The sequence below is a fragment of the Paenibacillus sp. YIM B09110 genome (genome assembly GCF_037167145.1).
GTDB lineage: Bacteria > Bacillota > Bacilli > Paenibacillales > Paenibacillaceae > Pristimantibacillus.
The window spans coordinates 1-21,530 of the sequence record NZ_JBANSP010000004.1; the positions used below are offsets into that span (position 1 = coordinate 1).

Genomic DNA, 21,530 nt, shown 5'->3' on the forward strand with positions numbered 1-21,530 from the left:
GCCGCCTGCTCCGCCGCCTGCGCCACCTCCAGCTCCGCCGCCTGCGCCACCACCAGCTCCGCCGCCTGCGCCACCACCAGCTCCGCCGCCTGCGCCACCACCAGCTCCGCCGCCTGCGCCGCCTCCAGCTCCGCCGCCTGCGCCGCCACCAGCTCCGCCGCCTGCGCCGCCTCCAGCTCCGCTGCCATTGCCGATCGACTTCGCTTTGCTTTGCGATTTGCTCTTCGCTTTGCTAGGCGATTTCAATGTCGTATAAGAGTAAGTGATGGAGTTGAGCGTCTTCGCATCAACCGCACCAGTTACAGGCAGTCCGTGCTTCTTCTGAAAATACTTAACGCCGCGAACCGTATCTGCGTTATAGTATCCATTAATTTTACCGCTATAGCTCCCCAATGACTTCAGCATCCCTTGGATGACGTATACTTCCGGCCCTTTGGCGTTTTTGCCAACCGCGAGACCCGTATGCGGCATACTGAACGTCAAGGTAACCCCAAGAAGCGCTGCCCCCAAAAACTTGCCTATGTTCCGGCCAAATGTACCTTTTTTGCGCGGACGGGCCGCTTCCTCATGATGTTGCATCCAACTAGACACCTTCCTTTTTGTGAAATTATTTCTCGTGATCCCTCAATTACTATCCCCAATAATTCAAAATGCTTGCATGGATAGATAACTATTTTCAAAAATCGGGTAGGAGGCTACCCATTAGTGAGTAGCCGACCTCCCACACCACCGTACCTACCGTTCGGTATACGGCGGTTCTTAAGTTTAGGTCGTGACTTGTCGGTAATAATCTGCGAAGAATAGAAACCCGAGTTGCTTGAGGAGGTTGTTTTCGAGGGACTTGGAGAGGATCGGGCTCTTGGATGTTCTCCAGTAGCCTTTTCTTGTGTTGGCATACTCCCATGCTTGCAATACGGATGATCTATTAGAAACTGTGGAATCCGGCGGGTTGTACCCGCGGACTACTGTAACAGTTACGTGCTCGGCATATTTGCCTAGCGGATCTTGCGTCTTGGTGCTAACGCTTGATCTTACAGCCGGCGGGGAACTAGAAGACTCTACGGCGCCTGGTGAACCCGTTGAATCCCCTCGGTGATTCACTTGATTGGCACACGCCGATAACACCGAAAGTACCAGACTGGCGGTCAGCAGCAGCTTAACCTTGCTCTTTTGTTCATGGTGAATGCGTTCCCCCTTCTCCAACTGAACCAATTCATAACCTGAATCTGCCGACCGCGGATATACTAATCGTATTTTGTATCCTAGTATAAGCCGAAAAAAATTTGGATTGAAATACATAAAAAACAGCGGCAGCGTTGGACGGGGAAATAACGTCCTTCACTGCCGCCTCTATATCGGGGCTTTCGTTGCCCGTTATCCGTTCCGCCGAACTCGACCTTCAACCCAGGTGCCGGCGCTGCTTGACGCGTTGAACCGCTTGATCCCGATTATGAACCTCAAGCTTGCGATAAATGTTCTTCAAATGAAACTTTACCGTGTCCATTGTAATATTCAGCTGAGCGGCAATCTCCTTATAAATGAATCCCTCTGTGAGCAAGAGAAGCACCTTCTCCTCCTTCTCGGTCAAAGCCTCCTCCGCCAAAGACTTATGGGATCGGCCGCTGCCGCTGCCTGCGGCTTCAAGAAGCAGACGGATATAATTCAAGGGCACCAATTGCATCGCAGCTTCTTGCTGTTCGTTCAAAAGCTCGGCCAGCATTTCGATCATCAGCGGACCTTCATCAAGGAAGCTGCGAATATAGCCCGCCGGTTCCGAGAGCTTTAAGGCGATCCTCAAGGAATCAAATGCCGCTTGAGGAAATTCGGATTGCCGGAGCACCATACTCTGCACAATCTTCAGCTTAATTCGTTCTCGCAAACGATCTTCCTTTTCCGCCAGCCGTTCCAGTTTCTCGAGCAATTGCTGCGCATCCTCGATCCGGTTGTTCGCCGCGAGAACTCTTACCAGTACCAGATACTCATCGGAATGGCGGTTCGAAACCTCGTCCAGATGTGACATCCCGCTTTGCTCGAACCAATCGTATGCCTTCTTACGATGCCCCTGAATGAGGAACTGTTGAGCTTGCTCCGCCTTGATCCTCTTCCCAATGAGATGCTGATCGGGCGAATCGACGCTAGATCCGAGCACGCTAAGCCACTCGATTGCTTGATGTTCTCTCCCCAGAGCATGTTGAGTCCAAGATGAAGCAAGTCCAAGGTGAATCCAAATCCATACGTTAGTCCGCATATCCTCTCTGCTCATCGCCTGTCCTAAATACGACTCCGCTTCGTCCAGCCGATTCCACTCATATAGAAGCAAGCAGTATGATAAATAGTGGTATCCGATAAACGGGTAGTTTATCTTCTTCTCCCAAGTCTTAATCCACTTCAATAGAAATTGTTCCACCTCAGGAAGGTCGTTGGTTAACGAGAGAAGATCCATAAATCCTTCGTGCCCTATGTATCGTTTGCTTGAAGATTTCTGGAAGCTGCTTCCTTCCGGCAAATAGTGCTCCAACAACTCGAAATATTGCGAAGTCTGCGGGAGGTTCTGCTGCAGGTAGGAGAATATCCCGCATAAATAATAAAGATTTCCCATCAATTGATTCCAGTCCGGTTCGGGGATGAACGGCCTCATCGCTTCGAATCGCTTCTCCGCTTGCTTTGCCCTCTGCAACCCTCGATCCCATTCTCCATCCATCAGTAATTGGGAGATATAGTACAATGCGAACGTTGGCTTGTGCTCATAGCTGCTCTCCGGCAAGGAATTAATCCACCTCAGCAGCACATTCCCCTTCAATTGCATGAGATCCAGCATGATGAGGTCGATGAGCCGGACAGCATCCTCTGACTGCTGCGCCTTGATGTAATGCTCCACCGCTTCTTCATAGAGCCCCTCCTTCTCATGCCAAGCCGCAGCTCGTTGATGGGATTGTCTCCACAGTTCCTGATGTTGTCTAGAGCCCAGCTGTTGCAAGAAATCGGACAGCAACTGATGATACCGAAACCAATTGCGCTGATCGTCCAGCGGAATAAGAAACAAATTCAGCTTTTCCAGTTGTTCCAATTGACCCTGACTGTCGGCCTGCCCCGTTACCGCCATGCACAACTCCCGGTTCATGCGGCTTAGAACGGAGGTTGCCAGCAGGAATTCCCGCAACGATTCCGATAAATGCTCAAACACTTCCTCCAACAAATAATCGGAGATATGGCGCTGTTGACCATTGAATTGACGAATCGTATCGGCAATATTGCCGCTTCGTTTCAGTGAGATGGCCGCAAGCTGCAGTCCGCTCACCCAGCCTTCCGTCTGACGGAACAACTCGATTACTTGGTTCTTCGTTAACGATAAGTCCGTCGTGTCCCGGAAGAAGACAACCCCCTCTTCCAGCTCGAATTGCATATCCTCGATTTGAATGACATTGATTTCCCCTCTGGCAAGCAGTCTGGCCGTTGGAAAGGGTAACTCGGTACGACTTGCTATATACAGATGAATGTGCGGAGGCAGATGTTCAAGCATATATCGTATCGATTCGTTTACAGACGCATTCTCAATGACATGGTAGTCATCCAGAATAAGAACGAAATCGCCGTCAATCGAGCTTAGCTCATGCAAGAAAGCCGAAACTGAGGAATCAATGGAAGCTTCGGACTCCTGCTCCAGCAGAAATCCAATCGATTCCCCGAACCGCGGCAACCTTTCTCGTATGGAAGCCAAGATGCAGTTCCAGAACGCGCTCCAATCGTTATCGTATTTATCTAGCGAGATCCAGGCAACCGGGCGACCGCATTGCCTCGCCCATTCGCTTAACAATGTCGTTTTGCCGTAGCCGGCTTGGGCAGATAGTAAAGTCAGCTTGGTCTCCACGCCTTCCTCCAGCTTGCGCGTCAATCGCGGCCTTGACACCAAGGATTTTCGCGCTGGGGGAATAAGCAGTTTTGTACTCCAATTCATGATTACGGCCTCCGAATGCTGAATAAATCAATATACACTCGATTATATCCGATTATTTTCGATTTGTTAGAATATTTTTCCTATAATCGTGCTTGTCGATGTGCTGAGAAACAAACAAAAGACAGTACCACGCGGGTACTGTCTCCTGAATAACTATTTACTTACGTTACCTAACGCGGTCAAAATCTTCACAGCCTCTGCTCTCGTCGCATTGCTGGCGGGATCGAATCGATTCCCCCCTGCACCTTGCATAAGACCTAGCGCTTTCAGTTCCGCCACCGCACCTCTAGCCCATGATGGAATGCTCTCGTCGTCTGCGAAGCCGGTCGAATCCAATTCGCCATTCAGCCCAAGCGCCTTCGCGATCATCACCGCCATTTCGACTCGTGTAATCTCGGTGTTCGGGCGGAAAGTACCGTCCTCATATCCGGTAATAATGCCTGCCTGCACGGCTTGCGCCACCGCGTTACTAGCCCAGGCAGGAATTTGCGCCGCGTCTTCGAAGTTCAATTGCGCCGCCTCTCCCGAATGCGCGACCGCGTTCATTACCATCACTGCGAATTGAGCTCGGGTAACCTTGAGATCCGGCCTGAACGTTCCGTCCGAATAGCCAGTCACGATGCCGTCGCGAGCGCCTTGACGGATCGCTTCCGCCGCCCAGTGTCCGGCGATGTCGCTAAATTCAATTTCAGGCGTCGACGCCCCGCTCACCGCCAGCACGGCAAATTTCGTGAAATGATCGACCTCCGCGGTAATGAAACCGCCGCTTATTGTACCGCCAACTTCCACCCACTCCTTCTTCACTTCGTCATAATAGAAGATGGATGCCTTCTGGTCGCCGCTCAGCTTCGCCGGATCGAAGGCAAGCGTCAGTTTAATGCTTCTTTTGAAGTTACCCGGGATATTTTTCAACACTTCGAATACTTGACTTAACAGCATTTCATCATTCGCAAGCAATTCTTCCGTGTCAAGCAAGGTTTCGATCGTTAATCGCATGTTCTCGCCCATCGCGTCAGCAGGTATCTCGATGGTAATCTCATCGCCGTTCAGGCTAACTTCTCCCGGCCGGCCGACGGGAAGCGACAACTCGCCATTGTCGGAGAAAACTTCGCTGTTATCCGGCACGGCCGAACCGCCGCCTCCGCTCGATACGACCTTCCACTTCGCGTACAACGTGATATTTCCGTTTACCGTATCCGTTGCGAATTCCCATGGTGTTACATGGGCCGCTTCACGATACCAGCCCGCGAACGTGTAGCCCGCTCGAGTTGGGTCGGCCGGCTTCGTGATCGTTGCTCCGGCGCTTACGCCGGTCGCGCTATCCACGTCGCTGCCTCCTTGTGAATCGAACGTCACCGTGTACGTATTGGCCGGAATCGCCGTCCATTTCGCATACAGCGTCGTATTCGCCGTCACTGTATCCGTCCCGAATCTCCACGATGTTACGTGGCCAGCTTCACGGTACCAGCCTGTGAACGTGTAGCCCGCTCGCGTCGGGTCGGCCGGCTTCGTGATCGTCGCTCCGGCGCTTACGCCGGTCGCGCTTGCGACCGCACTGCCTCCTTGAGAATCGTACGTTACGGTATAGGTCATGACCCCGGAAACCCATGTAGCTAGTAACAAGGTAGATTCTGTCACCGTATCGGTCTCGAAGTCCCACGACAACCCATTCGACATATTAATCCAACCAAGGAAGATGTAGCCCAACCTAGTCGGAATCGGCGGTTCACTGATCTTATCCCCCCAACTGAGGTCGGTAATGAATGTCGTTTCGCTTCCGTCGTTCTTATCGAACGCCACCATATACTTTTCGGTCTCCCACTTCGCATAAAGCGTGAGATTCGCGTTCACCGCATCGGACTCGAAGTTCCACTCCGTGGCATAACCAGCTTCCCTATACCAGCCCGCGAACGTATAACCCTCTCTCGTCGGATCAGTTGGCTTCGCGACGGTCGTCCCGGCTCTTACGCCAGTCGCGATGTCCACCGCGCTGCCTTCTTGCGAATCGAAAGTTACCGTGTAAGCGACGTCCCACTTCGCATACAGCGTAAGATTCGCGCTAACCGTATCGGTCGCGAAGTTCCACGCTGTCGTGCCGCTCGCTTCCTTATACCAGCCCGCGAACGCGTAACCTGCTCTTGTCGGATCGCTCGGCTTCGGAACCGTCGTTCCAGCGATGACATTGGTCTCGCTAGCCACGGCACTGCCTCCTTGCGAATCGAACGTCACCGTGCGCAGCGCGTTAGCGTCCGCCGTCCACTTCGCGTACAGCGTCGTATTCGCATTAACTGTATCCGCCAGGAAGTTCCATGGCGTCGAATAGCTTGTATCCGAATACCAGCCTGCGAACGCATAGCCCGCTCTCGTCGGATCAATAGGCTTCGCAACGGTCGTTCCGGCGGGAATGGTTGGCGCGTTCGCCACTATGCTGCCCCCCTGCGAATCGAACAGTACCGAGTAGGTGACATCCTTCCATAGCCCATAAAGGATCACATTGCCGTTCACCGTATCCGTCGCGAAGTCCCAAAACTTATTATTGTCCGCGTCATACCAGCCTAGGAACTCATAGCCGCTTCTCGTCGTCTCTTCCGGTTCGTCAATCTTATCCCCCTGCCGAATTCCAATCAGACTCGCCACGAGACTTCCTCCCAGCGAATCGAACGTTACCGTATACGTATCCGGCGGAATAAGCTCCCAAATCGCGTATAACACGAGGCTTTCGCCTATCGAATCGGTTGCGAAATCAAACGGAATAAAGGAGTCGCTTCGGGTAGACCATCCCACGAACGCATAGCCCTCTCTCATCGGATCAAGCGGCCTCGGGGCGCTTCCGCCAGAGATGATTCCGGTTGCGTTCGCCACGGCACTGCCTCCCTGCGAATCGAATGTCACCGTGTAGGCGACCTTCCATCTCGCGTACAGCGTCATATTGTCCGTAACCTTTTCATTGAAGCTCCAAAACGTCCACAGTTCTGCTTCTCTGTACCAGCCCTCGAACGCGTATCCCGCTCTCGTCGGTTCGGCGGGCTGCACGGCAGTCGTTCCGGAGATGATGCCGGTCTCGCTGGATATGGCGCTTCCACCTTGCGTATCGTACGTCAACGTGTACGTGATAACGGGGATGAGCTCCCACCGCGCATATAAGGTAAGATCTGCGTTCACCTTATCGGACGCGAAGCTCCATGGCGTCGTATAGCCTGCATCCGTATACCAACCCGCGAAATAATAGCCCGCTCGCGTTGGATCGGCAGGCTTCGTGACGGCAGTGCCGTCGACGACTCCGGTCACGCCAGCCACCGTGCTGCCTCCCTGCGAGTCGAACGTCACCTGATAGAGTGCCGTCCACTTCGCGTAAAGAGTCATTGCCGTCTTCACCTTATCGATCTCGAAGCTCCACGGCGTCGCATAGCTCGCATCCTTGTGCCAGCCCGCGAATAGATAGTTCGTTCTAGTCGGATCGGCAGGCTTCGCGAGTTTTGCGCCGACGCTTACGCCGATCACGCTAGCTACCGTACTGCCTCCCTGAGAGTCAAACGTTACGTTAACGGGAGGATCGACCTCGCGAATGACGTTCAGCTTATAGGTCTGTTTGGTGCCGTCCAGCGCGGTTACGACCACGTCGACATCGTTGCTTCCCAAGTTCAATGAAATAGGAGCCGATTCACCCCCGCTGGCCGTCGCCACGCCATTGATCTGCAGCCCCGCTCCGGAAACCGCGGTTGTCGCCGTCACCGTAAAGCTGCTGACATCATGCGCAGCATTAACGATATACCGGGTCTTCGCGTAAGTGAAGTCAGGTTGGAGCACCCCGCCCGTTACCTGCAAAGAGCTTAAATTCGCGACGCTGTATTGCGCAATCAAGCCTCGAGAACCGACAGCCACATACATGCCGTTGCCGTAGACCACATCCTCGAACGTGGCTGCAGCCCATTGGGAGATCTCGGTATTCTTCGCTCCCCTAAAGTCTCGCCACGCCAAACCGTCATTGGAAGTGTAAATATGTCCATAAATACCTACCGCTACGAAAGTGTCGTTTGCATATTCAATGGATTTCCAATTATATAAGTACGGTATAACCTGCTTAACGGACCAACTGACTCCGCCGTCGTTCGAGGTCGCTATCTTCCCCGCCGAAGCTGTCATAACGAATTTGCCATTGCCGTAAGCAATTGACGTCGGATACAGGTTATTGAACGGATCCCGACTCGTCCAGGTTACGCCGTCTGGAGACGTCCACATTCCTCCTCCATTCCCAATCGCAATGAACTGGCCTTCTCCGTAAGAGATATCAATCAAGCTTTGCGTCACGCCCGATGTCTGAACGATCCAGTTGATCCCATCGGCAGAGGTCAGTACCCTTCCGCCTAAGCCTACAGCTACGAACGTACCGTTGCCATATTCGACTCCGTATAACGCATCCTTTACGCCTGATGCGGCTGCGGTCCAGTCCGTGCCGTTCACCGAAGTCTTGATGACCCCGTTAAGCCCGACCATCACGAACCTTCGTCCTGCATAGACGGAATCCATATAAGCCTCGAACACCGCAGGGAGTTGTGTCCAATGGGTCCCATCAGCGGAGGTGAGGATTAAGCCGATATTCCCGCCAGCGACGAACAACCCATTCCCATAAGCGACGGTATAGATGTCCGTGGACGTGCCCGATACCGGATATGTCCAACTGTTGCCGTCACCGAAAATAGAGAAACCATTGGTGCCCGTCATGACAAACTTGCTCGCGCCATATGCCACTCCAAAAAAATCTTCCGACGCTCCCGATTGACGATTCTCCCATGTCACTCCATCGTCGGACGTATAAGCAGCGTTTTTCGTCCCGACAGCCACATAGCGGCCTTCGCCATACGTGACACTCTTCAGCTCAGCCAATCCTTCCGGCGTAAAATAACTTTGCCAGCTTACTCCGTCCGAGGAATGTAAAATGCTTCCGGCGTAACCGACCGCCACGAATCCATCGTCGCCGTAAACGACGTCGTTCAACTGTCCGGACGTGATCGAGGCATTCGTCCACGATACTCCATCATCCGAGGTGACGATCATCCCGGTTGCCCCGACTGCAACATAAACACCGTTGCCGTATGCAATGCCGCTTAACGCGTTCGTTACACCGGAAGCTTGAGGGGTCCAGCTAATTCCATCATTGGAGGTTAGCACCGTCCCCCCCATGCCCACGGCGACGAATTGCCCTTCCCCATAAGCAACATCAAGCAAATAATTATTCGTATTCGAGTATTGATTCGTCCAGGTGATTCCGTCGCGAGAGGTAACTATCCCTCCGCTTTTGCCGACTGCCACATAGAGGCTGTTTCCATAGGCAACTCCGTATAGCTCATATAGTGAATTCGTTTTGTAGCTCTCCCAGCTTAATCCATCCTCGGAAGTCCAGATCTCCCCGACGCTTCTTCCCAAGAAGTCTTTCCCCACGCCGACGGCCACAAACTTGCCATCCGCATAGATCAGATTATTTACCGTTCCATCGGCCGCCACATCCGCCGAAGCCTTAGGGGCTGCGACAGGCCATATTCCCGCCAAAATAAATAGGGCTAATAATAGTGATGTTAGTCTTCTAAACAAGAGCAGTCTCTCCCTTAAACATTTCTATAGGAAAACTATAAAGCATTACGGAATGAAATTAACCTACCCTCGAGGGTAGGTTAATGCGGTAATTCGGGTAGGATCGACAAAAACTGACTCTGTGCAGTCGCTTTGTCAGGTTCTCTACTTGCCGATGCTTCCAGCTTTTGCGGATTTCGGCGTAGTTACGCGCCATGCATGGCGCACTAAAAAATGAAGATTGCCCAATAGACAATCTTCAACGGTTTGACCGCGAATCCAGTACTTGAATCCCACCGACAACGCGATGAGATAACAATACTACGATTCGTTACATACCAAATTACCTCTGGAATTAATAAATAAGCCTGTCTAGATTCCTTAAGGAAGAGATCATGCTTTAGTGCTGCCAAATAAAAAAACGAGAAGGCATCCGCCCTCCCGTTTTCCCTCAACCATATATAATTAGTCCGCTTGTACGATCTTGATCAAGTTAGTAGCACCGGTCTTACCGATCGGAACGCCTGCGGCAATGACCGCAAAATCTCCCGATTCAAGCAATCCGCCTTGACGTCCCTTCTCAAGCGAAGATTGGAACAACTCATCCGTAGATGCTGGACGATTGCCCTTCACCGGTATAACGCCCCATACGAGCGAAAGCTTATGCAACGTCTTCTCATCCGTTGCAATCGCCATAATCGGCGCTTCAGGACGGTACTTCGATACCATGCGCGCCGTGAAGCCGCTCTCTGTAGGAGCGATGATTGCTTTCGCGCCCAACTCGCGAGAGGAACTGACGGCCGCTTGCGAGATTACTTCGGTAATCGAAGTCGCTTGGCGTTCCGCTTGTTTTTGGAAATGGCTGGAGTAATCGAAAATGCTCTCGGCGCGTTCGGCAATAGAAGCCATTTTCAGCACCGATTCAATCGGATATTTGCCGGCAGCCGTCTCGCCCGACAACATAATCGCATCCGTGCCTTGCAATACCGCACTTGCAACGTCGCTTACTTCCGCGCGCGTAGGGCGCGGGTTCACTTGCATCGAATCAAGCATTTGCGTCGCTACGATAACCGGCTTGCCTGCACGATTGCTCTTCTCGATCATTTCGCGCTGGATAAGCGGCACGTCTTCGACCGGAATTTCTACGCCGAGGTCGCCGCGGGCAACCATAATGCCGTCCGAAGCTTCAATAATTGCGTCAAGATTGATGACGCCCTCTTCATTCTCGATTTTCGAAAGCACTTGAATGTGGCTCGCTCCCGATTCTTCAAGAATTTGCTTGATTTCATATATATCTTCGGCTTTGCGAACGAACGAAGCGGCGATCATATCGACGCCTTGCTCGATCCCGAAGTTAATGTGTATGATGTCGCGTTCCGTAACGCCTGGAAGCGTAGTGCGTACGCCCGGAAGGTTAACGCCTTTTCTCGGCTTGATGATGCCGCCGTTGATGATCGTGCAGACGATTTCCGTTCCTTCCACGGATTCGATCTCGAGTTCGATCAAACCGTCATCGAGAAGGATTTTGCCGCCAATGCTTACGACCAAAGGAAGCTCCGAGTAATTAACCGAGATGCGCTCGGCTGTGCCCAGAATCTCTTCTGTTGTTAACGTCAGCTTATTGCCTTTGACAAGCTCGTACGAGTCGCCTTGCAACTTGCCGATGCGAACCTCAGGTCCTTTAATATCCATCATGATGGAAACGACGCTGCCCGTAGCTTCCGCTGCTGCGCGAATCGTTCTAATCCGTTCACTGTGATCTTCAAGCTCGCCGTGTGCCATATTGAGCCGGGCAACGTTCATACCCGCTTTGATCATTTGTTGCATCACTTCACCGGATTGGCACGCTGGTCCCATTGTGCATACAATTTTTGTTTTTCTCATTTGTCTATCCTTTCAAGTTCACGTAGTTTTTTATTTAATTATAAAAGGATAGGTATCCCATTGAAATAAACTATAGTACACTACATGTAATATAGTATTGTAATTGAAAGAAGGTTTACGTGCCGATGCTTGAGCTACAGACCGTACGTCGCGACCAAGGCATGGACTGGTATGAGGATTATAACGGCGTGGAATCCTCGTTCTCCATCGTGCTCGTTACTTATGGCAAAGTTGTGTACTGGATCGAAGATGAGAAGGTCATTGTCGAGAAGGGCGAAATGCTTCTGCTGCCCCTGGGCACCCGTTATTACGGCAAAACAATCCCAACCGTCTTCCATGAAAAATATGTCGTTCGATTCAACACGCTGGCTGATGAAGAAGCAAAGCTTCCAATACTAGCTGGCAGACAGCGGCTGAAGTCCAAAGTTGGTTATTACGAGCTCATCCTTGATCTGCTTAAAGTAACCTATACCGAGTGGATAGAGGAGCTGCCGTATGCCGCGATTAGAGGGCAAGCGAAAGTAACTGAGCTGCTCGCCTTATGGAGCAGGGAGCTGGAACAAAGCGCCTCCTCCTTGGGCGCCAAGGCTAATGTCGAACGCATGAAGACTTACATCGCCGAACACTATCGCGAGAAAATAACGAAGGAGCAGCTAGGCGCCTGCATCCGCGTAACGCCTAACTACGCCGCCACCCTGTTCAGCAAAATGACGGGCCAAACCATCAGTGAATACGTCCATTCGGTCCGCATCCGCACGGCGATCTACATGTTGAACGAGTCATTGCTTACCGTGAGCGAGGTCGCGGCTTATTTGGGATATAATGACGTATCCTATTTTCATAAATTGTTCAAAAAAACGACCGGAAGCACACCTGCGCAATTCGCGCATAACCGTCCAAGCTGATCGCGCTAATAGCCAGCCGTAAGCACACACGCTTAAAGTTTGCTGAAAGAACAATGAAAAAGATGCAACAATCGTCCACATATTCGATAATGATCTTAGGTCCTTGGAAAGGGGTAATGATCGATGCCTGCTGCGAATAAGAAAGGAATCAGACTGCTGCTCGTCGATGACGAACCGCATATATTGGAGTTTCTTGAGCTTGGACTCATGAACGAGGGGTTCGAGATCTATACGGCGCCGGATGGCGAAAGCGCGTTGGAGCGCTATCGGGAGCATCAGCCCCATATCGTTGTCTTGGACGTCATGATGCCGGGCATGAACGGCTTCGAAGTATGCGACGCTATCAAACGGTCAGGCAATCAAGTAGCCATTATTATGCTTACGGCTAAGGATGAAGTAGAGGATCGCGTGAAGGGGCTTACGCTCGGCGCCGACGATTATTTGGTGAAGCCGTTCAGCTTCAGCGAGCTGCTGGCCCGAATCGGGGCAAGACTGCGGAATCAATTCCCGAATTTGCTAAGCGAAGTATCTTATGGCCCGTTCCGCATCGATGACCGCCGCAAGGAACTTATTTATAATGATCAAGTGCTCGAGCTATCTCCTACGGAATACGAGCTGCTAAAGTTCATTGTCATGAACAATGGCGTCGTTCTCAGCAAATCGCTTATTTTGGACAAAGTATGGGGCTATAACTTCGGCGGAGAAGAGAACATTGTCGAGGTGTACATCCGTTCGCTTCGAGACAAGCTTGGCGACAAGGAGCACCGGCTAATCCGTACGCTGCGCGGGTCCGGATACCGTCTCGACTTGCCATGAAGCAGCCGTGGATGAAGCGAATCATGCGTTTCGCTGCCCCCAGCTCCCTTCGTTACCAGCTATTAAGCAGAACGCTTCTTCTGCTCGCGGCGCTGCTCCTATTAATCGGCGTCTTGCAATATGTGTTGATGAAGGATTTCGTCTATGAAAATAAAGCCAACACGCTGGGTGCCCAGCTCCTATCGATGCCAATGGACTGGTTTGGCGTGAGCGTCAGCAAGCCTGACGATAGGGAGGGCAAAAGCGCTGCGCCTCGAATGGAACCGCCTAAGCAGCGGCCGCAAGCGCCCGTCTTCTATCAGCCGGGCATGTCGTTCGCTTTCGTCGGCAACGACGGGGTCGTAGACGACTTAACCAATAATCCAGAGCTTGCTTCGCCTCATTTGACCGCGCAGCAATATGCGAATATAAAGGCAGAGCTCTTGAGCCGCAAGTCGATCAGCTATCGCATCGTGGACGACGTCAACGGTCATGAGCAGCTTGTCGTGCTCAGGCTCGCCGATCCTCGCAACCGGGCGGCCGGCATGGTTCAAGCTGGAGCAGAGACGGCCTCGCTTCAGAAGCTGCTGTTTACGCAGCTTGCGATCTTCATCTCGCTCGCCGTCCTAGCGCTGGCGGCTGGACTATCGCTTTATTTGCCGCTTCTTCGCAAGACGTTGACGCCGCTGTCGCGAGTGGTGCAGGCAGCTTCAGATACCGATGCAGGCAATCTAGACATCCGATTGCCCGCGCACCAAGGACAGCTGGAGATCGATCGGCTGTCCGAAGCGTTCAACGGCATGCTTGCGCGGCTGGAGCTGTCGTTCGAAGCCGAACGGCGAACGACGGAGCGGATGCGGCGTTTTATTGCCGACGCGTCCCACGAGCTGCGCACCCCGCTCACCTCGATTCACGGCTTCATCGAGGTGCTTCAGCGCGGTGCGGCAGTGAGTCCCGAGCAATTGAACCGCTCGCTTGCGAGCATGGGGCTCGAATCGCGGCGAATCAACAAGCTCGTAGAGGATTTGCTCACGATCGTGAAGCTTGATCAGGCACCGGAGCTTGTCCTTGCTCCGGTACGGCTCGATCTGCTCCTTACGGAGATGGAGCCGCAGCTTCGATTGCTCGCCGGCAGCCGTTCGGTACAGATCGAGACTGACGGCAATCCGGTTACAGGACGTTATCATGCCGACAAGCTGAAACAAATCGTGCTAAATCTGTTCCTGAACGCCGTCCAGCACACAGACTCCGATACAGGCAGCATCTCGCTTTCCCTCGGCGTAAGCGGCAGCCATGCTCAACTTACCGTTTCAGATAACGGCACGGGCATTGCCGCCGAGCATATTCCGCAACTGTTCGAGCGGTTCTACCGCAGCGAATCGTCGCGCACGCGCAAAAGCGGCGGCGCCGGACTCGGGCTATCGATTACCAAATCGATCGTCGATGCGCATAACGGTTCGATCGAAGTCGCAAGCGAGCCCGGCGTCGGCACGCAATTCCGCGTGCTGCTGCCGCTCGGAGGTTAGCTTCGTTTTTTGCTGACAACGTATGACGTCTTGCACGATTAGCATTGTCTCCCCACGATCTCCTAACTAGTAACAGCTATGTTGGATTCCTGCATTATAGGAAGCCACTTTGAGGCTCTATCCGCTGCTATGTTGGATATTTGTATCAACTTCTCTGATTATCAGTCTATCGAGGCCTTTGCCGCAGAAAGTTAGTGCAGATATCCAACATAGCCTAAAATTCACCGACTAAATGAATAAAGTTACTGCCAATATCCAATATAGTCTCAAACCCTGAGATCACTCAGGGCAAAAAGTGAGTTGGCGGGGTTGGGTAGCTGGAGGTTGAGTTGAGGGAGTAAATGAGGGCTTAGTTGCTCGGTTACTTGGATACCATATTGCTGGAAGGCTGAGTTGCTGGGGTGCTGGGGTGCTCCATTGCTGAGTTACTGTGGTGTGTGGTTTGAGATTTAAATATTCACTCCTCGTTGCAGAAACTGCAACTGATGGCGGAAAATCCCCCCTATTAGAATCCCTCGTTGCAGAAACTGCAACTGATCCGCCATAAATGACGTCTATGCCAGACTCAGAGGCAGATTCTGTTGCAATAAGTGCAACGACAATGCTCATTCACCGACGCAGTGGATAGTTCTGTTGCACAAACTGCAACGAGAGCCGAAAGCTGCTCACTACTACCGAACAATCACAAACGAATCCAGCTTCGCACCATCCACGTCATACGCCTCATACGTCAGCTTATTCCCGTCGACCGTAATACCAGCGAACATCTGCTTATTATTTTGGAAATGAACCTTGTGGTAGAACTGGTCATCCTTTTTCTCGTTAAACTTCTGTCCTGACGCATTCGTAACGACGTAGACAGTGCCTTCGCGATTCCCTTCCTCACCGTCACCTGTTCCGACAATCTCCCCGCCCTTCAACGGATACGACCTTGAGTATTCGTGATTATGGCCTTGCAGCACGAGTTCAACGCCGTACTCGTCGAACACTTCCGCCCAATCGAGCGTCTTCTTATAGGAATTCCCGCCGTACGGCCCTTGATGAATCGAGGCTACAATCCATTTTTTGTCCGTTGCCGCAAGGTCTTCACGCAGCCATTCGGTCTGCGCCTTGCGATTCGACTCCGAGTTCAGCATCACGAAGTGGACAGGTCCATAATCGAAGGAGTAGGTAGTTCCTTCAATGGAGCCATCCGCACCGTTGCCCGGCAAGTTGAAGTGTGAGACGAACCTATCCGCATTGCCGTCGACCTCGTCATGATTGCCGGCAACAGGCATGAACGGCACGCTTCTCACCCACTTGGCCGCCTTCTCGAACAAATACGTCCAACTGCTCTCATCGTCGGGATTTTCGGTCAAGTCTCCATTGTGTACGATCAGCTTCGCATCCTTGAACGTAGCGAAAGCCCGATCAAGCGTGTTGCTCCAAAGGTCAAAATCCTGCTCCGTCACGCCTTGCGAATCCGTTACGTTAATGAACGTGAATGGTTCTTGCTCCTCTTCCTCTGCACCTGCAGACTCAGTTACGAAGGATTCAGCCTCACTCCAGCCGCCCTTTTCTCCGCTTCCCACCCGGTACGTATAATTAACGCCCGGTTCGAGACCGGTTGCCTCCGCTTTGTGCACGCCCCTTTTCTCATTCCCGCCAAGCTCCTCAACAATCGTAACGCCTGATACCGTCATGACATTTTTGCCATCGAAATCAGCATCAGTACCCTTTACAAGCTGCAGAACAGCTTTATCCCCGGCTTGCTTCGTATGCCAAGTGAACGCGCGGCTCGTCTGCGGGTCACTCTTGAATGTAGTCACAATTGCATAAGGCTTATCTCCATCCATAGCTCTCCATTTCTCGAAGCCGTACACGGCGGCAACCAAAAGCATGCAGAACAGCAGCAACAGCCAAGTATCTCTTCTCTTAATCAATCGTACCGCCTCCTTCCTCTCCCCTAATCTTAACAAAAACTTTACATAATGCGCATTCAGCAATCTTTCAGCCGGCATTAAGTTAAGAATCAGTAAAGACAAGTACAATTGCTCCAGTAAGTAACACCGGTATGCAGCGCATGCGAACAGGAAAAGAAACGAGGTGTGAACATGACAACCACATTAAAATACCGCAATGAATTGAAGTTTTTCATTAACCAGCATCAATACTTCATTATTCGCCAGCGCTTGAAAAACCTGATGAAGCAGGACGATCATGTCGGCCCGACTGGCGAGTATCATATCCGAAGCCTATATTTCGATGACGTAAACAATAAAGCGCTGCATGAGAAGCTGGGCGGCATTCGCGATCGTTCCAAATACCGCATTCGCATATACAACGTAAGCGATAGCGTCATTCATTTTGAGAAAAAAATCAAATTCAAGGATTATATCGCCAAGTTCAAGGTGCCGATCACGAGAGCGATGTACGATGAAATCATGAATGGCAATTATGAGGTGCTCAACAATCCTTTGAAGCCGCTCATGCTGGAGCTGTACAACGAGATGAAACAAAAGCTGCTGAGGCCCAAAGTCATCGTCGATTACGTCCGCGAGCCCTACGTATGCGAGAACGGGAACGTCCGAATTACATTCGACAAGGAGCTGCGTACCGGGCTGCATTCGCTTGATATTTTCGATAACAATCTCGAGCCTGTTAGAGCGATCGACGAGAATCTCATTATTCTTGAGGTGAAATACGACGAATATATTCCGGCATATATCCGAACCGCGCTGCAGCTCGAAGGCTTGAACAGGCAATCGGCGTCCAAATACGTCATTTGCCGCAAGTTTCTGAAATACAACACTTGGGAGGATTATTAAAAATGGAAACAAACACGACAACATCCGATACTACAACTAATTTTACCGATATTCTCAAAAATTCAGTACTCGAAAACGTCAGCTCGGACATCAGCATTGCGAAAATATTAATTACGCTCGCTGTCGCTTTTCTGATCGGATTCTTCATCTTCGTTCTATATAAACGGATTTTCAGCGGCGTGCTCTATTCGAAGAGCTTCAACGTCTCTCTCATCGGCATGACGATGATTACGGCTGTGGTCATTATCGCGATCAACTCCAACCTCGTCCTGTCGCTCGGCATGGTCGGCGCCTTGTCGATCGTCCGCTTCAGAACGCCGATTAAAGACCCGACCGACCTGATCTTCCTGTTCTGGGCAGCAGTCGCGGGTATCGTAACGGGCGCTGGCTTCTTCACGTTAGCCGTCATCGGTTCCGTATTTGTCGGCCTTATTCTGTTCTTCTTCATTAAAGGCGGCTCTGTAGAAACACCTTACTTGCTTGTTGTTAACTGCGATGGAGACGCAACTGAAAAGGAAATTCACAACCGCATGGGCAAGCTGGTCAAACGTTACAACGTGAAGCAAAAAACAGTTACGGCAGGCAATATCGAGATGACGCTCGAAGTGCGCCTGCGTGACCAGGAAGGCAAATTCGTCAATGAGCTGTCAAGTCTTGGAGGCGTTAAGAACGCCGTGCTTATTAGCTACAGCGGGGATTATGTTTCCTAAAGGAGAGGAATAGGAGGTAACACGTATGAATGCGAAGTTCCACAGCTTCCTTCTCGTGCTGTTCTCTCTGCTCCTCATAATCGGTTTGACGGGATGCGCGGCCGGCACGAACACCGACCTAGCCTCCCTCATCGGTTTAACGGACTCAGATTCCGAGGCAGCAGCAACGAAGGTAGAGCAACAGCTCGACGAAGAAGTGTTTCCGAAAGACGAAATTATCGACGTAAAAATCACGATTGACGAGGAAGAGTTCCAGAACATGCTGGACAATGCCAGCGCCGAGGAGATGCATGAAGCGTCGGTTGATTATAACGGTCAGCACTTCAACAATGTCGGTATACGGACGAAAGGCAATCTAAGCTTGAACAGCGTCGTCAATATGGCCGATTCGGATCGATACAGCTTCAAGCTGTCGTTCGACGAATATGTGGGCCAGACATTGGCCGGCATTAGCAAAATCAACCTGAACAACAATTACAGCGATGCTTCTTATATGCGGGAGTTTCTGTCGTATGAGCTTGCTGAGAGCATGGGCTTACCCACGCCAAAATACAGCTATGTCAACGTCTATGTGAACGGCGAGTTATGGGGCTTCTATCTAGCAGTCGAGCAAATTGGCGACGCGTACCTGGAGCGCAACTTTGGCAACTCGTATGGCGCGTTGTACAAAGCAAACGGCGGCAATGGCAGCGAACTGAACTGGCTGGAGACGATCGATGCCTATACGGGACTTGATCTGAAGTCGGACAAGTCGAACGACGATATTTTGCTGACCATGCTGGATCAACTGAATAATGGAACGGATTACGAGAGCGTTCTGGATGTGGAGGAAGCGCTGAAATTTATTGCCCTTAACGCCGTGGCGGGCAATATGGACAGCTACTTATCGGAGAAGAAGCATAACTACTATTTGTACGAAGACGACGGCATTTTCAATATTCTTCCATGGGATTACAATATGTCGTTCGGCGGCTTCGGGGGATCCGGAATACTGATCGACGAGCCGACATCCGGCACACTCGCGGATCGGCCGCTAGTCGCTAAACTACTGGAGAATGAAGCATATTTGGAACAGTATCACTCGATAATCACTGAGATGCTGGACGGCTATTTATCCGAAGCGGCGTTTGCTAAGCGAACTACGGAGCTCTCTGCAATGATCTCCGAATCGGTGAAGTCCGATCCTTCAGCCTTCTATACCTATGAGCAGTATGAGCAAGGCGTAGCACAGGTCGTTTCGTTCAACTTAACGCAAACAGCCTCCATCGCTCAGCAGCTTGACGGAACGACCCCCTCCTCGGGAGACGGCTCGGGCAGCGGAAGCAGCGGCATGGGTGGTGGTGGACGCGGCGGCGGTTTCGGGGGCCAAGGTAACATGGGCGGTATGGGTGGCATGATGCCCGAAGGCCAAGGCGGCGCAAATGGTGAGATGCCGCAAATGCCGAACACGCAAGAAGGTGCCGGCAGCAATGGAGCTTCGCAGAACGAATTAACTGCTGTAGGCACCATTGAAGATGATGCCTCTGTCGGCGGGAACAATGGGCAGCCTGCTCAAGAAGATGCATCTGCTGACGGCAACGGGCAACAGCCTGCTCAAGGCGATGCTAACGCGAACGGCCAACAAGGCGGCATGGGTGGTGGTCAAGGCGGCTTCGGCGGCGGAGGTTTTGGTGGCGGCATGCAGCCGCCGGAAGGTCAAGGCGGTGGCATGGGTGGAATGGGCGGTTTCGGCGGCCAGCCCGGTCAACAAACCGCTGCGCGGCAAGGCACTGCCGAAGAAGCTTACACAGCAGGCATAGCCATCGTTATCTTATTGCTCTCATGTGTCTTCGTCGTATTCTACAAACGCAGACGCCTCTAATAAACGAATCAAGGAGAGGAAGCCATACGCATCCTCTCCTTGTTACTTTTCACATACCTATACCCTGCCAACCTCACACTCCGCCCTTTACTACCGCGTGCCGTTCAGCGCGCCGTCTGCGCGGTACTCGCTAGGCAGTCTGCCGACGAGCTCGCGGAACAGCTTGCTGAAGTACTTATCATCCTCGAAGCCGATGGCGAACGCGATCTCGTATACCGGAGTATCGGTCTCGAGCAGCAGCGTCTTCGCACGCTCGATCCGCATCCGCCGCAGCATAACGCCGAACGGCTCGCCCGCAAGCTTCGCGAAGCATTGGCTGAAATAGCTGCGGCTCATCTTCACATAATCGGCGACATCGGCCTGGCTCAGCTTGCCGCTGGAATGCTGACGCATATATACGATTGCGCGGATTAAGCAGAGCATAACCTCCTTCGAGAAGCCCAGCTCCATCATACGCCGCTGGACGTGGTCGGAGAATCGACGCAGCCACAAACGCCATTCCGCCCACGTATGATTGCGCCGGATATCGCTTCGCATCGCCAAGCTTTCGCTCTCCTTCATCAGTAAACCGCGCCAATCATCGCATAATCCTTCTCCGAAAGCCTCGATACATTCGTAGGATGGACGCTGCTGCTCAATCTTCCCTATAAAATGCTCCCAGTCGGGCGCGCTAAGCATCCATTTCATGCTTATCCCATCACTAGTAGAAAGCTCATTTCCGCCCAATCCTTTGCATCGCTCATTTGCCGTATCCTTCAGCTCATCGTAGCGAAGCTCCATTGGTTCGTCATTCGGACGCAGCTTATAAAACAACTCATCCGCCATCCTGTCGGCCAGCTCCCGCCTCACTTCTTCAAGAGGTTGTCCATATAAGCCTGTAATCCATACCGGCTGCCAGCGGCTGCTCAAGCTATGAGCCAGCTCCCTATTCATCTCTGCTCTAGACACGGTATGCATGATCGGTACAAGCCACATCTGCTTAACCGCAAGCAGCGGATTACGCTTCACGACGGCAAGGCGCAGTAATTCATTGCTGTTCTCTTCACGATTCGAAGGATAGAACAGCAGTGCTTCCGACGCTTGCAGCTTCTCCTCCTCCGATCCCAGCAGACGCTCCCCTAGATTACCAATCTCCCATTCCAGCCGAGCGACGATCCGGCTCATCACCTCGTCCGCGCTTTCCGGCTCAAGCAATGTCTTTACTATATAATCAATAGCGCCCAATCGAAGCGCTTCTTGGACATAATCGAATTCATGATGGCATGTCAGTACGACCGAGCGCACTCGCGGATAACGCTGTCTTACCTGGCTAATAAGCTCGAAGCCCGACAACCTCGGCATCGTTATATCGGTGAATAGCAAATCCACCTCCGTCTGCTCCAGCAGCTCAAGCGCTGCTTTCCCGTCGGCTGCTTCGCCTACGATGGTGATCCCGAACGAGGTCCAGTCGAATAACGCAATAAAACCTTTGCGAACCAGTCTTTCATCGTCGACGACGATCGCTCTAATCATCAAAGCC

12 protein-coding genes are annotated in these 21,530 nt (G+C 52.0%); 6 read left to right on the forward strand and 6 right to left on the reverse strand.

The genetic code is table 11. The annotated features are described in order from the left end of the window. The 4 genes from V8F51_RS06750 to pyk form a co-directional block, all read right to left on the reverse strand. The coding region (locus V8F51_RS06750) for a peptidoglycan-binding domain-containing protein (protein ID WP_337099387.1) at positions 1 to 579 on the reverse strand (579 nt) is incomplete at its 3' end. An 820-nt stretch (positions 580 to 1,399) separates the two neighbouring features. Further along, positions 1,400 to 3,955: a LuxR C-terminal-related transcriptional regulator gene (locus V8F51_RS06755; RefSeq protein ID WP_337099388.1), complete on the reverse strand. Its 2,556-nt coding sequence runs from the start codon at positions 3,953 to 3,955 to the stop codon at positions 1,400 to 1,402. 153 nt (positions 3,956 to 4,108) lie between these two features. Then, on the reverse strand, positions 4,109 to 9,544 hold the full coding sequence (locus V8F51_RS06760) for an InlB B-repeat-containing protein (RefSeq protein ID WP_337099389.1): 5,436 nt from the start codon (positions 9,542 to 9,544) through the stop codon (positions 4,109 to 4,111). Positions 9,545 to 9,988: 444 nt separating this feature from the next. Beyond that, positions 9,989 to 11,407, reverse strand: a complete 1,419-nt coding sequence (gene pyk / locus V8F51_RS06765; protein WP_337099390.1) for a pyruvate kinase — start codon at positions 11,405 to 11,407, stop codon at positions 9,989 to 9,991. Positions 11,408 to 11,532: 125 nt separating this feature from the next. Here pyk and V8F51_RS06770 point away from each other — a divergent pair, with 125 nt between their 5' ends. The 3 genes from V8F51_RS06770 (at position 11,533) to V8F51_RS06780 (ending at position 14,633) form a co-directional block, all read left to right on the forward strand. Then, positions 11,533 to 12,312: a helix-turn-helix domain-containing protein gene (locus V8F51_RS06770; RefSeq protein ID WP_337099391.1), complete on the forward strand. Its 780-nt coding sequence runs from the start codon at positions 11,533 to 11,535 to the stop codon at positions 12,310 to 12,312. Between the two features lie 123 nt (positions 12,313 to 12,435). Then, a complete protein-coding gene (locus V8F51_RS06775; protein WP_337099392.1) occupies positions 12,436 to 13,128 on the forward strand; it encodes a response regulator transcription factor in 693 nt (230 codons plus the stop codon). Next, entirely contained in the window at positions 13,125 to 14,633 is a 1,509-nt protein-coding gene (locus V8F51_RS06780; RefSeq protein ID WP_337099393.1) for a sensor histidine kinase, read from the forward strand. Before V8F51_RS06775 ends, V8F51_RS06780 begins: the two co-directional genes overlap by 4 nt. Before the next feature lie 671 nt (positions 14,634 to 15,304). Here the strand turns inward: V8F51_RS06780 and V8F51_RS06785 are convergent. Further along, on the reverse strand, positions 15,305 to 16,555 hold the full coding sequence (locus V8F51_RS06785; RefSeq protein WP_337099394.1) for a metallophosphoesterase family protein: 1,251 nt from the start codon (positions 16,553 to 16,555) through the stop codon (positions 15,305 to 15,307). A 171-nt stretch (positions 16,556 to 16,726) separates the two neighbouring features. On the opposite strand from V8F51_RS06785, the gene V8F51_RS06790 reads away from it, so the two are divergent. The 3 genes from V8F51_RS06790 to V8F51_RS06800 are packed head-to-tail and all read left to right on the forward strand — an operon-like array spanning position 16,727 to position 20,011. Continuing rightward, positions 16,727 to 17,440 (forward strand): polyphosphate polymerase domain-containing protein, encoded by a 714-nt coding sequence (locus V8F51_RS06790; RefSeq protein ID WP_337099395.1) that lies wholly within the window; start codon positions 16,727 to 16,729, stop codon positions 17,438 to 17,440. Between the two features lie 2 nt (positions 17,441 to 17,442). After that, complete coding sequence (locus tag V8F51_RS06795) at positions 17,443 to 18,150, forward strand: DUF4956 domain-containing protein (protein ID WP_337099396.1); 708 nt, start codon at positions 17,443 to 17,445, stop codon at positions 18,148 to 18,150. A 25-nt stretch (positions 18,151 to 18,175) separates the two neighbouring features. Then, positions 18,176 to 20,011, forward strand: a complete 1,836-nt coding sequence (locus V8F51_RS06800) for a CotH kinase family protein (RefSeq protein ID WP_337099397.1) — start codon at positions 18,176 to 18,178, stop codon at positions 20,009 to 20,011. Positions 20,012 to 20,101: 90 nt separating this feature from the next. Here V8F51_RS06800 and V8F51_RS06805 read toward each other — a convergent pair whose 3' ends face one another. After that, complete coding sequence (locus V8F51_RS06805; protein ID WP_337099399.1) at positions 20,102 to 21,523, reverse strand: response regulator transcription factor; 1,422 nt, start codon at positions 21,521 to 21,523, stop codon at positions 20,102 to 20,104. Positions 21,524 to 21,530: the final 7 nt, after the last annotated feature.

Coding starts and splice junctions, on each gene's coding strand:
- V8F51_RS06755 (WP_337099388.1), bottom strand. CDS start 3,955: ATGAATTGGAGTACAAAACTGCTTATTCCCCCAGCGCGAAAATCCTTG.
- pyk (WP_337099390.1), bottom strand. CDS start 11,407: ATGAGAAAAACAAAAATTGTATGCACAATGGGACCAGCGTGCCAATCC.
- V8F51_RS06770 (WP_337099391.1), top strand. CDS start 11,533: ATGCTTGAGCTACAGACCGTACGTCGCGACCAAGGCATGGACTGGTAT.
- V8F51_RS06775 (WP_337099392.1), top strand. CDS start 12,436: ATGCCTGCTGCGAATAAGAAAGGAATCAGACTGCTGCTCGTCGATGAC.
- V8F51_RS06780 (WP_337099393.1), top strand. CDS start 13,125: ATGAAGCAGCCGTGGATGAAGCGAATCATGCGTTTCGCTGCCCCCAGC.
- V8F51_RS06790 (WP_337099395.1), top strand. CDS start 16,727: ATGACAACCACATTAAAATACCGCAATGAATTGAAGTTTTTCATTAAC.
- V8F51_RS06795 (WP_337099396.1), top strand. CDS start 17,443: ATGGAAACAAACACGACAACATCCGATACTACAACTAATTTTACCGAT.
- V8F51_RS06800 (WP_337099397.1), top strand. CDS start 18,176: ATGAATGCGAAGTTCCACAGCTTCCTTCTCGTGCTGTTCTCTCTGCTC.
- V8F51_RS06805 (WP_337099399.1), bottom strand. CDS start 21,523: ATGATTAGAGCGATCGTCGTCGACGATGAAAGACTGGTTCGCAAAGGT.